This is a genomic window from Micromonospora sp. NPDC002575 (assembly GCF_042889525.1).
In the GTDB taxonomy this organism is placed as follows: domain Bacteria; phylum Actinomycetota; class Actinomycetes; order Mycobacteriales; family Micromonosporaceae; genus Micromonospora; species Micromonospora carbonacea.
On sequence record NZ_JBIARA010000002.1, the window covers coordinates 76,560 to 88,117 of the forward strand.

Genomic DNA, 11,558 nt, shown 5'->3' on the forward strand with positions numbered 1-11,558 from the left:
CGGCCACCGTGGGAGTGGATTGCCGCCGCGGTCAGCGTCACCGCCCTGCTCGTCTCGGTCGGAGCCTGGCTGATGCCGGACTCGGGCGACTGGATCTGCGACAAGACGGATCGGCGGTTCGTCCGCTGCAACGACGTCCCCGGCGACTTCCTCGGCACCTGGACCGGCGAGGAGACCTGCTCAGGCACGATCCTCGCCACGTGCGTGCACCCGAAGCACACGCTCACCCTGACGATCAGGCGCGCGAAGCAGGGCCAACAGGCCGTCGAGACGTCATCGGAGCTGGACGGCCGGCTCCTGTGCCGGTCGATCACCTGCTCGGACGGGCTGACCGCCACGGTGACGGCGACCGGCCCGAGCGCCCTGCGCGTCGCGACCAAGGGCACCGCGATCACGGACATCGGCATCCACTTCGACGCCAACCTGACCAGGCGATAACGACCGGAAACGCTGGCTGCCTCAGGCACACGACACGCCGGCGCGGTTACACCGCAACCGGCCAGCGATCCCCTGATCCGCGGGTTCGGGGTTCGGGTCCCTGGCGGCGCACCGACACAAGGCCCTGACCAACAAGAAGCTGGTCATGGCCTTCCTGTGACCAGGAGGTGACGGCCAAGCCATAGATGTGACTTGACGGTCATATGACCATGTGGTCATACTAATGGCATGGTCGACGTATTCACCGTGGTAGCCGAGCCGTCGCGACGCCGCATCCTCGACGAGCTGTTCAAACGCGACGGGATGCTCGTGGGGGAACTCGTCGATGCGACCGGCCTCACCCAGTCCAACGTCTCCAAGCACCTGCGCGTCCTGCGACAGGGCAGCTTCGTCTACGAGGTTCCGGAGGGCAAGGCCCGCCGGTACCGAGTCGATCCCCGAGCGCTCGCCCCGCTGGAGGACTGGCTCGCCCCGTACCGGCGCAAGTGGACCGACGCGCTCGACGCGCTCGCGCGGCACCTCGACGAGAACCCCACCAAGGAGGACCGATGAGCACCGAAGTCACCGTCGACCGCAGCCACCCCGAAGGGCCTGTGCTGCTGCTGAAACGGCGCCTGCCTCACGCGGTCGCGCGAGTCTGGGAAGCAGTCACCCGTTCAGAGGAACTGAGTCGGTGGTATCCGTGTCGGATCGAACTCGAACCGCGCGAAGGCGGTCGCATCACCTTCCTCTTCGAAGGCGAAGAACCGGAAGTCTCTCACTTGACCGAGTTCGATCCGCCGCACGCGCTTGCCTATGAGTGGTCAGGAGAACGCTTGCGTTGGACCATCGAACCCGATGGAGACGGCAGCATCCTCCGCTTGAGCAGCACGGTCCTCAACCCCGACTGGATGCCGCGCACCGCCGCTGGCTGGGACACCTGTTTCGAGGACCTGCTGGCCTTGCTCGCAGGCGAACCAGCCACCAGCCACTCCGGCCCCGACGACGCCAAGATCGAACGTTATCGAACGCACCTGATGTGACCGAGGCACACGCCTGATCTCCTTTGCGGCGCGCATGCGTTGAGCTGGGCCGATGCGCGGGTTAACCCCGTGTTTGAGCTGCCAAAGCGGTTGCAGGTTGGTGGTTCCGAGCGGGCCTCGTGTGGTCCGGCCGGGTGACGCTGCTCGACGGGGCCGTTCAGGCGACGGCAGCCCGGTCGGCCGGGTCCACGCCGGCGTAGCCGCCCCGGTGGTAGAGCAGCGGCGAGCCGACGTGGGCGTGCCGCAGCAGCTCGGGCTCGGCGAGGACTATCGCGTGGTCGCCGACGACCACCCGGTCGACCACCCGGCACAGCAGCCACGCCAGGGCGTCGTCGAGGATCGGCACCGACTCGGGGCCGACCCGCCAGCGGGTCGGGTGGGCGAAGCGGTCGATCCCGGTGGCGGAGAACGTCCGCGCCAGGTCCCGCTGGTGCTCGGCGAGCAGGTGCACCGCGACGTGCCGGGTCCGCGCCACCGTCGGCCACGCCGACGAGGCGAGACCGAGGCAGAAGGACACCACGGGCGGCTCCAGCGACACCGATGTGAACGACGTCGCGGTGAAGCCGACCGGCTGCGCCCCGGGGGCCGTCACCACGGTGACGGTGCTGGCCTGCTGGCGCAGGACCCTGCGCAGCGAGCTCGTGTCGGCGTCGACGATGGATCCTTGCTGCGGGTCGGCGGTCATCGGAGGCTCCCAGGATCGCACGGTGCAGCCCGGGGCGGGCCGCCCCGGATCGGCCGGGACGCACATCGATGCGGCGTCCGGTGCCTCCGACGCTAACCGACCACCCCCACCACCCGCAAACCCTACTTGAAAAGTAGGGATTTCCGCGACGGCCGGATCGTGCGGGTCGGCGGCGGTCAGGCTGAGCCGGTCGGCACCCGGGAGGGCACCGGCCGCCCGGTGAGCCGACGCGCCGCGAGGTACGCCTCGCAGCCGAGGCAGACGTCGAACGCCGCGTTGAGGAAGGCCGCGGCGAGGGCCGCCGCCGTGGCGGTCAGGGCGAGCGCCGGCAGGCCGGTCAGGTGACCCGCGACGGCCAGCAGCATGAACGTCAGCCCGACGAGCTGGGCGAACCGCACCGGGGCGGCCGGCTCCCGCTCGGCGGGCGGGTCGAGCCGGGGCGCGACCAGCGCACGGTAGGCCAGGGCGTACGGGCCGAGGCGCGGGCGCGCCGCCGTGACGGCGAAGACGACCGCCTGGGCGAGCACCAGGGCGAGCGAGCCGGTGATCAGCGCGGCGGCGAGGACGACGGTGGTGACGGCGGCGGCGAACCGGGGGCCGCGAGGGTCGAGCAGCATGGCGGAAGGGGTCCGATCGGCGAGGGGACGCGCCGTGGCGCGCGGGCGACTGTCAGGCGGGGCGGCGCGCCGGACAGAGGCTCGCCGCGAGCCGCCCGTGGTCCACCGCCCGCCGCCGGGTCAGTCGCGCCCCGCGCGGCGACGCCGGGGACGCATGCCCGGACAGCCGCGCGGACGACCCCTGCGCGGATGGCCCCCGCCCCGACGACCGCACGGTCGTCACCGGTCGGCCCCGGCCAACCCGTCGGCCCCGGCCAGCAGCGGCGCGACGGCCGCGACCAGGTCGTCCCGGACGGGCACCCCGGAGGCCCGGAGCACCACGCGCCCGGCCGGGTCGACCACCAGCACCGTCGGCGTCCGCCAGACGCCCAGCTCGCGGACGGCGTCGAGGTGCCGCTCGGCGTCGACCTCGACCAGCAGGACGCCCGGGACGGCGGCCTCGACCTGTTCCAGGATCCGGCGGGTGGGGCGACACGGCGCGCACACGGCCGAGGAGAACTGGACCAGGGCCACCGCGCCGGGGCGCGCGCCCAGCCGTGCGAGCAAAGCCCGGTGCGCGTCCTGCGGCGCGGCGTCGCCGTCGACGGGGGTCGCCGCACCGGCGACCGGCCGGAGCCGGCCGCCGCGACGCCGCCGCCGCCAGCCGAAGCCGGAGGCGACGCCGAGCACGCCGACGACCAGCAGCACGCCGGTCAGGGTCTGGTCCCGCACCGGTCAAGGGTGCCACAGACCCAGGTCAGGGCCCATCTCCGGTCCGGATGGCGGAACACCGACGGTGCCGCCCGGCCCGTTCGCCGCCGCGTCGGCCACCGTGGGTTCACAAGAGGCAACCATGATCACTCTGTGCGACGAACATCTGACCTCCGCTGACGTCTCGCATCCCCTTTGCTCTGCACCCATCCGCGCAACATGCAGACTGAGCTGCGCCTACGCAAGAAGGCGACGGCCGGCGGGGGCAGCGCACGACCGCGCTGCGTGAGCGTTGCGCCCCTGGGTGCAGAGCAAAGGAGGCAGGGAAGGGAGCCGGCATCGGCCCAGCGCGGCCTGGGCCGGCGGAGGCCGGCCGGCGCGGAGGTGGAGGGGCCGCCCTCTGATTCTTGGACAGTTCCCGTCCGCCGACGGGAACTGTCCAAGATTCGAATGCCGTCCGGGGCGACAGTGCGGCCGGAGGCGAGTTCCGGACGTCGCCGATGCCATGGCGCATTCGCCGACCGTTCACCAACTGGACGGCCGGCGTTCAGGACCGCACCCACCTGCCCTCGACGAACGGGATCACCATGCCCTCGACCGCCCGCAGAACCGCCGTCCTCGCCGGGCTCACGGCCGGGGTAAGGACTCGCTCACCGCCAACGGCGGCACCATCACCGGCAACTCCACCGTCGTGGCCAGCGATGACGCGGTCAACGCCGCCGAGGAGGGCCTCGGCCACATGGAGCCCTCCCCGAACGCGTTCATCCGGGTCACCGGGGGCACAGTGGTGGGCGCCGGTCTGCCTCCATGGCGGTGTTTCAAGGCGGTGCCAAACACCGGCCAAGGCTGGGTGGCCCCCCGGTTCAGCACCACCTACGTACGCCGGCGGCAGCATCTCCGGCACCACCCGGGCGTTGACCGGGGTGACCGCCGGCCAGTACAGCGGCGGCATGATCCGTTCCTGCCCGCACCGCACCTGCCGACGCCAGGCGCTATCGTCGCCGCATGGCCGAGCTGATCGCGCCCACCGTCCGGCTGTACGACGCCTGGCTCGACGCCCGCCACGAGTGGGGCCCCGGCGTCCACGAGGACGGCTTCGGGCTGCGGCCAAACGACGACGTGACCTCCCCCACCGGGTTCGCGACCTGGGTGGCTCGGTTGGTCGAGGGCCTGGAAACCGGCGGACCGACGGCCGACGGACGGGTGCCCTGCACATACCGGTGGATCGTCGAGGACGGTCGAGTGCTCGGCGGGATCGCGCTACGGCACGAGCTCACCGACTTCCTGCTGCGCGTCGCCGGCCAGATCGGCTACGGCATCCGGCCGTCGGCGCGCCGTCGCGGCCTGGCAACGTGGGCGTTGGGCCAGATGCTCGACGAGGCACGGGCGCTCGGCCTGGACCGGGTGCTGATCACCTGTGCGGTGGACAACAACGCGTCGGCGAGGACGATCGAGCGCCACGGCGGCGTCCTCGACGACGTGCGGGGCACCGAGCTGGGCCCCGTGCGGCGGTACTGGGTCACGCTGTAGCACCGCCGCACGGAGCCTCGCGACGTCAGAGGGTACGGGCCAGCCGGTCGGCGAGGACGCGGGTGAACCGGGACGGGTCGGCCAACTCCCCACCCTCGGCCAGCAACGCCATCCCGTACAGCAGCTCGGCGGTGTCGGCGAGCCCATCGGCGGCGGCGTCCTGCTCGTGGGCCTTGCGCAGCCCCTCCACCAGCGGATGCCCGGGGTTGAGCTCCAGAATCCGCTTGACCTGCGGCACCTCGTGCCCCATCGCCCGGTACATCTTCTCCAGGGTCGGGGTGATGTCGTGGGCGTCGCCGACGACGCACGCCGGTGAGGTGGTCAGGCGGGTGGAGAGCCGGACCTCCTTGACGCTGTCGGCGAGCTTGCCGGACATCCAGGTCAGCAGGTCGGCGTACTCCTGGCGCTGCTGCTCGCGGGCGGACTCGGCCTCCTTCTTCTCCTCCTCGGTGTCCAGGTCGACCTGGCCCTTGGCGATGGAACGCAGCGGCTTGCCGTCGAACTGGCCGACCCGCTCGACCCAGACCTCGTCGACCGGGTCGGTGAGGATCAGCACCTCGAAGCCCTTGGCGCGGAACGCCTCCATGTGCGGCGAGTTCTCGATCATCGAGCGGGACTCGCCGGTCATGTAGTAGATGTCGGACTGGCCGTCCTTCATCCGCTCGACGTAGTCACGCAGGCCGGTCAGCTCGGCCGGGTCGTGGGTGGAGGCGACCGAGACGACGTCGAGGATCGCGTCGGTGTTGTCCGGGTCGTCGAGCAGGCCCTCCTTCAGCGCCGGGCCGAACTCGGACCAGAAGGTGCGGTACTTCTCGGCCTCGTTGGCCTTCAGCTCCTTGACGGTGGCGAGGATCTTCTTCACCAGCCGCCGGCGCACCGCCTGGATCTGCCGGTCCTGCTGGAGGATCTCCCGGGAGATGTTGAGCGACAGGTCGTGCGCGTCGACGACGCCCTTGACGAAGCGCAGGTAGTTGGGCATCAGCGCTTCGCAGTCGTCCATGATGAACACGCGCTTGACGTAGAGCTGCACGCCCCGGCGGGCCTGCGGGGCGAACAGGTCCACGGGCGCGTGCGACGGCAGGAACAGCAGCGCCTCGTACTCGAAGGTGCCCTCGCCCCGCATGTGGATGGTCTCCAGCGGGTCGGCCCAGTCGTGGCTGACGTGCTTGTAGAACTCCTTGTACTCGGCCTCGTCGACCTCGCTGCGCGGCCGGGCCCACAGCGCCTTCATCGAGTTGAGGGTCTGCGCCTCGCGGGTGGTCTCGTCGCCCTCGCCCTTGCGCTCGACCGTCATCCGGATCGGCCAGGCGATGAAGTCGGAGTAGCGCTTGACGATCTCGCGGATCTTCCACTCGGCGGTGTAGTCGTAGAGGTGGTCGTCGCTGTCCTCGGGCTTGAGGTGCACGGTGACGGCGGTGCCCTGCGGCGCGTCGTCGACGGTCTCCACGCTGTAGGTGCCCTCGCCGGTCGACTCCCAGCGGGTGCCCTCGCTCTCCCCGGCGCGGCGGGTGAGCAGGGTGACCCGGTCGGCGACCATGAACGTGGCGTAGAACCCGACGCCGAACTGCCCGATCAGGTCCGCCGACGCCGCCGAGTCCTTCGACTCGCGCAGCTTCGCCAGCAGCTCGGCGGTGCCCGACTTGGCGATCGTGCCGATCAGGCGGACGACGTCCTCGCGGGACATGCCGATGCCGTTGTCCCGGACGGTGAGGGTGCGCGCGTCACGGTCGACCTCGATCTCGATGTGCAGGTCGGAGACGTCGGCTGCGAGATCCTTGTCGACCAGGGACTCCAGGCGGAGCTTGTCCAGCGCGTCGGAGGCGTTGGAGATCAACTCCCGCAGGAAGACGTCCTTGTTCGAGTAGATCGAATGGACCATCAGCTGGAGCAGTTGGCGCGCCTCCGCCTGGAACTCCAGCGTCTCGATCCGGTTGCTCACACCGACCCCCTTCAGTGACTTCACGTGCCTTCGTGCTGCCTTCGCGCACAGGATACGAGCCGTCGCTACCCGTCGCGACACCCGCCCGCCCGGGTTTCCCCCGAAGGCGAGCCCGAGCTGCACGACAGTGGCCGGGGCGTGCGGGTCGCGTACCACCTGGGCAAGCACCGGCCGGGCGGCCGGGCGGTGGCGCACCTCGGCCGGCGCGGTGCGTTCGGCGTCGACCAGGGCCCGGCCGGCGCTGGCCGGGTCGTCGGCCTGGAGGTAGGCGCGGGCGGCGTCGAGCAGGTGCGCGGCCCGGTGCTCGGCGGGCAGCCACCGCCAGGCGTCCCGCCGGGTCGTCCGCTCGTGCCAGGTCACGGCCGCGCGGGCCGCGCCCAGCTCACGGCCGACGCGACCCGCGCCGAGTCGACCGCTGTCGGCCCGAACCCCGTCCGGTGGTGGTCGTGCCCCTCCCCCACCCGGTCCGCCAGCGCGGCGGCCTCGCCGAGCAGTTCGACGGCGCAAGCCTCGTCGCCGTGATAGGCGGCGGCCACCACCCCACCCGGTTGAGCAGTGCCAGTGGGAGATCTTGGAATCGAACGGCCCCTGGAGGGGCCACCATTCTCCAAGATCTCCATCGCGTCCTGTCCGAACGGTAGAGCAGACGGTAGAGCAGTCAGAGTGACGGCGAGATAACCGTAAGTTGGATTCCGTGGGGTCCCGGGTCGAGCGGGTCGACGCCGATCCGGGTTGCGAGATCCCGCAGCTCCGGTGCGCCCCGCCTGCGGGCATCCCGGACCATCTGTCCGACGATCTCCCGCAAGCTGATCCCCGGCACGTTGAGCATGGCGAAGTACACGTCGTCTTCTTCTAGCGTCACGAGGATCATCCGGTCGTTCTTCCTGAGGGTGTAGGACATCGTTGCGGTGCGTCTCCGCGCGTCCATCACCCCCTGACCGGTGGCCTGCGCCGAGTCGGTGGTGACCCGGACCGGCTCCCGCGAGATCCAACCGACGGCGGCAGCCAGGGCGTTGCCCTCGCCCTGCGGCCCGACCGGGGAGGCACCGGATCGACCGCACGACATCTCCGTCGTCGAGGCAGAATCCTGCCCGGAGTCGCCCGGCCCACAGCCGATGGCAGCGAGAACGGCGGTCAGGGTCGCCATCGTGGCGACCAGACGTCGAACCTGCATGTAGAAGGTCACCTCACGGTGGAAGGACGAAGCCGCCACCACGGGTCACGGCACTGTTGATCATAGGCGCGACGCCGCTCAGCCGGCCGGTGACACCGGGGCGAAGCGGTCGAGCGCGGCGCGCAGGTGCCCACGCAGGGCGTCGCTGCCGGTGTGCCCGGAGTCGTCGACCACGATCAGCTCCGCGTCGGGCCAGGCGCGGGCCAGCGACCACGGCGTCTCCAGCGGCGCGCCGAGGTCGAAGCGCCCGTGCACGAGCACGCCGGGGATGCCGGCGAGCCGGTGGGCGTCGCGCAGCAGGGCGTCGTCGTCGAGCCAGGCCCCGTGCGAGAAGTAGTGCGCGCAGAGCCGGGCGAAGGCGACCTGGTCGTCCGGGGGCTGGTCGCGGTAGATGTCGGGCGTGCCGTGGGGTTCCAGAGAGACGACGGCGTCCTCCCAGGTGAGCCAGGCGACCGCGGCCCGCTGGCGGACCTGCGCGTCCGGGTGTTCCAGCAGCCGGGCGTACGCGGCGAGCAGCTCGGCGGCCGAGCCCCGGCCTGGTGCGATCGCCGGGCGGTCGGCGGCGGGCACGGCGTCGACGAACCGCCGCCACTGCTCGGGGAAGAACCGGCCGACGCCCCGGTACAGCCAGTCGATCTCGCAGCGGCGGCTCATTGTGACGCCGACGAGGACGATCGCGCTGACCCGCTGCGGGTGGCGCTGGGCGTACGCGAGGCCCAGGGTCGAGCCCCACGAGTTGCCGAACAGCAGCCACCGGTCGACGCCCAGGTGCTCGCGCAGCCGCTCCATGTCGGCCAGCAGGTGTCCGGTGGTGTTGTGCCGCAGGTCGGCGGCCGGGTCGCTGGCGTGCGGGGTGCTGCGCCCGCAGCCGCGCTGGTCGAACTGGACGAGCCGGTAGCGGGCCGGGTCGAACAGCCGGCGGGTGCCGGGCGAGGAGCTGCCGCCGGGGCCGCCGTGCACGGTCACGGCCGGCAGGCCGTCGGGGTTGCCGGACACCTCCCAGTGGACGAGGTGCCCGTCGCCCACGTCGAGCATCCCCTGGTCGTACGGCTCCACCAGCGGGTGCCCCATCAGGCCGCCCGCGCGGCCACGGCGTCGAGGGCGCGGGTGAAGTCGGCGAGCAGGTCGGCGGTGTCCTCGATGCCGGTGGAGACCCGCACGAGGCCCTCCCCGATGCCGGTGGCGGCGAGCTGCGCGGTGTCGACGATCCCCGCCCACATGGAACGCGGGTGCACCACGAGGGTGCTCACGCTGCCGAGGCTGGCGGCCCGCTTGGCCAGCCGCAGCTCGGCGAGGAGGGTGGCCGCCGCCGGCCGGCCGCCGGCCAGGTCGAGGCTGAACACGCCGCCGTAGCCGCTCATCTGCTTGGTGGCCAGGTCGTGCTGGGGGTGGCTGGGCAGCCCCGGGTAGCGGACCCGGGCGACCGCCGGGTGCGCCTCCAGCTCGCGGGCCAGGGTGAGGGCGTTGTCGTTGTGCCGGGCCATCCGCAGCGGCAGCGTCCGGATGCCGCGCAGCAGCAGCCAGGAGTCGATCGGGCCCAGCGTCGCGCCGGTGACGATGGCGGTCTGCCAGACCCGGTCGACCAGTTCGGCGGGGCCGACGACCACCCCGGCGGTGACGTCGGAGTGGCCGCCGAGGAACTTCGTGGCGCTGTGCCAGACCAGGTCCGCGCCGAGGGCCGCCGGCCGCTGGTTGACCGGGGTGGCGAAGGTGTTGTCCACGACGACGTACGCGCCGTGGGCGTGGGCCAGCTCGATCACAGCGGTCAGGTCGGTCAGCTCCAGCAGCGGGTTGCTGGGGGTCTCCACGAGCAGCAGCCGGGTGCGCGGGGTCAGGGCGCGGGCGAACGCGTCGACGTCGGTCTGGTCGACCTGGGTGCAGGTCACCCCGAACCGGGTGAGCAGCCCGGTGGCCAGCGAGGTGGTGCCGCCGTACGTGCTGCGCTGCACGATCACGTGGTCCCCGGCGGTGAGCAGGGCCAGCGCGATGGTGGTGACCGCGCCCATGCCGGAGGCGGTGACCAGGCCCGTCTCGACGCCCTCCAGCTCGGCCACCACGGCGGCCACCTGGGCGTGGTTGGGGTTGCCGTAGCGGGTGTAGAACGCGTCGGGGCGCACCTGCGTGGCGACCTCGGTGAACCGCTCGTCGCTCTCGGCCCCGAACGTGGCGCTCTGCACGATCGGGGGCGACACCGCGCCCGTGGGGTACAGGCCGTCGTCGCCGTGGATCGCGGTCGTGCCGATGCCGGTCACCGGTGCTCCTCACGCTGGTCGGATCGTTGCCCGGGGTCGGGCGGGGTGATGACGACGGGGCTCGGCGCGGGCGCGGGGGCGGCCCGGTCGCGCAGCATCCGCTGGCGGTCGCGCTGGCGGCGCAGCGCCGCGTCGTCGAGGTCGGCGACGGCGAGCCCGGCGGCGACGCCGGCGGTGGCCAGGGCCCTGCCGTCGGGGCCGTACACGGCGCTGTGGCCGGCGAAGCGCCAGCCGCCGTGCGCGCCCGCGTAGTTGGCGAACAGCACGTAGCTGGTGTTCTCCAGGGCGCGGGCCGGGAAGTAGACGCCGCGCCGGTGGTCGGAGTCGCCGACGGTGAACGCGCCGGGCACCAGGTAGGCGTCCGCGCCGGCCAGGGCCAGGCCCCGGGCGTGCTCGGGGAAGCTCGCGTCGTAGCAGACGCCGAGGCCGAGCCGCCAGCCGCCGAGCTGCACCATCGTGTCGGTGTGGCCGGCGACGAACACCTCACGCTCGTCGGCGTCGAGGTGCCGCTTGTGGTAGGTGGCGGCCACCGCCCCGTCGGGGCCGACGACGAACGCGGCGATGGCCCACCCGTCGGCGCGCCGGGCGCAGCCGCCGACGACGGCGGTCACCCGGTGCGCCCGGCAGGCCCCGCCCACCGTACGCAGGACCGCGTCGCCCACTTCGATCTCGCAGCGGGCGATGTCGGCGGCGAGCAGCGGGTAGTCGTACCCGCACAGCGACAGCTCGGGGAAGACGACCACGCGGGCGCCGAGGGCGGCGGCCTCGGCGACGGCCGCGACGTGGGCCGCCGCGTTGCCGGCCAGGTCGCCGCCGACCGCCTCGATCTGCGCGGCGGCGACCCGCAGCGGCTCGCGCACCGGGTCGTCGTCGCCCGTCACATCGCCCCCAACCACCAGCGCAGCCCGAAGAAGACCGCCAGCCCGACCGTCCACACGATCATGAACCGTTCGACGAACAGGCCGGTGACCAGGGTGACCACCCCGGCCACCAGGTAGGGGATCGTGACCACGGTGATCTCGACCCGGTTGTCGACCGGGGCGAGCACGGACGGCACGGCGATGGCGGCGAGCAGGGCCGCCGGCAGGTAGCCGAGGAACGTCTTGACGTCGGCGGGCAGCTCCCGGTCGCGGAAGACCAGCAGCGGGACGTACCGGGGGGCGAAGGTCGCCAGCCCCATGCCGAGGATGAGCAGCAGCATGGACATCGTG

The 11,558-nt window shown here is 72.3% G+C and carries 14 protein-coding genes; 4 read left to right on the top strand and 10 right to left on the bottom strand.

The genetic code is table 11. The annotated features are described in order from the left end of the window. Nucleotides 1–72 precede the first annotated feature (72 nt). The 3 genes from ACFYWL_RS03880 to ACFYWL_RS03890 all read left to right on the top strand — a co-directional run bounded on the left by ACFYWL_RS03880 (nucleotide 73) and on the right by ACFYWL_RS03890 (nucleotide 1,460). Complete coding sequence (locus tag ACFYWL_RS03880) at nucleotides 73–438, top strand: hypothetical protein (protein WP_386966973.1); 366 nt, start codon at nucleotides 73–75, stop codon at nucleotides 436–438. 228 nt (nucleotides 439–666) lie between these two features. Continuing rightward, on the top strand, nucleotides 667–990 hold the full coding sequence (locus tag ACFYWL_RS03885; protein WP_386966975.1) for an ArsR/SmtB family transcription factor: 324 nt from the start codon (nucleotides 667–669) through the stop codon (nucleotides 988–990). Continuing rightward, the gene (locus ACFYWL_RS03890; RefSeq protein ID WP_386966978.1) at nucleotides 987–1,460 is read left to right on the top strand and encodes an SRPBCC family protein; all 474 of its coding nucleotides are present in this window, start codon (nucleotides 987–989) and stop codon (nucleotides 1,458–1,460) included. Before ACFYWL_RS03885 ends, ACFYWL_RS03890 begins: the two co-directional genes overlap by 4 nt. Nucleotides 1,461–1,617: 157 nt before the next feature. Here the strand turns inward: ACFYWL_RS03890 and ACFYWL_RS03895 are convergent, their stop codons facing one another. The 3 genes from ACFYWL_RS03895 to ACFYWL_RS03905 form a co-directional block, all read right to left on the bottom strand. Continuing rightward, nucleotides 1,618–2,145, bottom strand: a complete 528-nt coding sequence (locus ACFYWL_RS03895; RefSeq protein ID WP_386966981.1) for a flavin reductase family protein — start codon at nucleotides 2,143–2,145, stop codon at nucleotides 1,618–1,620. Nucleotides 2,146–2,321: 176 nt separating this feature from the next. Next, nucleotides 2,322–2,762, bottom strand: coding sequence for a DUF4395 domain-containing protein (locus tag ACFYWL_RS03900; RefSeq protein WP_386966984.1), 441 nt, complete (start codon nucleotides 2,760–2,762; stop codon nucleotides 2,322–2,324). A 219-nt stretch (nucleotides 2,763–2,981) separates the two neighbouring features. Beyond that, nucleotides 2,982–3,473, bottom strand: coding sequence for a TlpA family protein disulfide reductase (locus ACFYWL_RS03905; protein WP_386966987.1), 492 nt, complete (start codon nucleotides 3,471–3,473; stop codon nucleotides 2,982–2,984). A 984-nt stretch (nucleotides 3,474–4,457) separates the two neighbouring features. Between ACFYWL_RS03905 and ACFYWL_RS03910 the strand changes: the two genes are divergently transcribed. Further along, nucleotides 4,458–4,982, top strand: a complete 525-nt coding sequence (locus tag ACFYWL_RS03910; RefSeq protein WP_386966989.1) for a GNAT family N-acetyltransferase — start codon at nucleotides 4,458–4,460, stop codon at nucleotides 4,980–4,982. Nucleotides 4,983–5,007: 25 nt separating this feature from the next. On the opposite strand, the gene htpG is transcribed toward ACFYWL_RS03910, so the two are convergent. The 7 genes from htpG to ACFYWL_RS03945 form a co-directional block, all read right to left on the bottom strand. Beyond that, entirely contained in the window at nucleotides 5,008–6,921 is a 1,914-nt protein-coding gene (gene htpG / locus ACFYWL_RS03915) for a molecular chaperone HtpG (RefSeq protein WP_386967759.1), read from the bottom strand. 356 nt (nucleotides 6,922–7,277) lie between these two features. Further along, entirely contained in the window at nucleotides 7,278–7,457 is a 180-nt protein-coding gene (locus tag ACFYWL_RS03920; protein WP_386966992.1) for a hypothetical protein, read from the bottom strand. 122 nt (nucleotides 7,458–7,579) lie between these two features. Then, a complete protein-coding gene (locus ACFYWL_RS03925) occupies nucleotides 7,580–8,107 on the bottom strand; it encodes a hypothetical protein (RefSeq protein ID WP_386966995.1) in 528 nt (175 codons plus the stop codon). Between the two features lie 66 nt (nucleotides 8,108–8,173). Beyond that, entirely contained in the window at nucleotides 8,174–9,166 is a 993-nt protein-coding gene (gene pip / locus ACFYWL_RS03930; RefSeq protein WP_386966997.1) for a prolyl aminopeptidase, read from the bottom strand. After that, the gene (locus ACFYWL_RS03935; RefSeq protein WP_386967000.1) at nucleotides 9,166–10,347 is read right to left on the bottom strand and encodes a trans-sulfuration enzyme family protein; all 1,182 of its coding nucleotides are present in this window, start codon (nucleotides 10,345–10,347) and stop codon (nucleotides 9,166–9,168) included. The genes pip and ACFYWL_RS03935 overlap by 1 nt, the downstream gene beginning before the upstream one ends. Beyond that, a complete protein-coding gene (locus tag ACFYWL_RS03940; RefSeq protein WP_386967003.1) occupies nucleotides 10,344–11,243 on the bottom strand; it encodes a carbon-nitrogen hydrolase family protein in 900 nt (299 codons plus the stop codon). The genes ACFYWL_RS03935 and ACFYWL_RS03940 overlap by 4 nt, the downstream gene beginning before the upstream one ends. Further along, nucleotides 11,225–11,554 (bottom strand): AzlD domain-containing protein, encoded by a 330-nt coding sequence (locus tag ACFYWL_RS03945; protein ID WP_144082809.1) that lies wholly within the window; start codon nucleotides 11,552–11,554, stop codon nucleotides 11,225–11,227. Before ACFYWL_RS03945 ends, ACFYWL_RS03940 begins: the two co-directional genes overlap by 19 nt. Nucleotides 11,555–11,558: the final 4 nt, after the last annotated feature.

Excerpts from the sequence above, each read along its gene's own strand:
- ACFYWL_RS03880 (WP_386966973.1), top strand. The coding sequence starts at position 73 with ATGCCGGACTCGGGCGACTGGATCTGCGACAAGACGGATCGGCGGTTC.
- ACFYWL_RS03885 (WP_386966975.1), top strand. The coding sequence starts at position 667 with ATGGTCGACGTATTCACCGTGGTAGCCGAGCCGTCGCGACGCCGCATC.
- ACFYWL_RS03890 (WP_386966978.1), top strand. The coding sequence starts at position 987 with ATGAGCACCGAAGTCACCGTCGACCGCAGCCACCCCGAAGGGCCTGTG.
- ACFYWL_RS03895 (WP_386966981.1), bottom strand. The coding sequence starts at position 2,145 with ATGACCGCCGACCCGCAGCAAGGATCCATCGTCGACGCCGACACGAGC.
- ACFYWL_RS03900 (WP_386966984.1), bottom strand. The coding sequence starts at position 2,762 with ATGCTGCTCGACCCTCGCGGCCCCCGGTTCGCCGCCGCCGTCACCACC.
- ACFYWL_RS03910 (WP_386966989.1), top strand. The coding sequence starts at position 4,458 with ATGGCCGAGCTGATCGCGCCCACCGTCCGGCTGTACGACGCCTGGCTC.
- pip (WP_386966997.1), bottom strand. The coding sequence starts at position 9,166 with ATGGGGCACCCGCTGGTGGAGCCGTACGACCAGGGGATGCTCGACGTG.
- ACFYWL_RS03945 (WP_144082809.1), bottom strand. The coding sequence starts at position 11,554 with ATGTCCATGCTGCTGCTCATCCTCGGCATGGGGCTGGCGACCTTCGCC.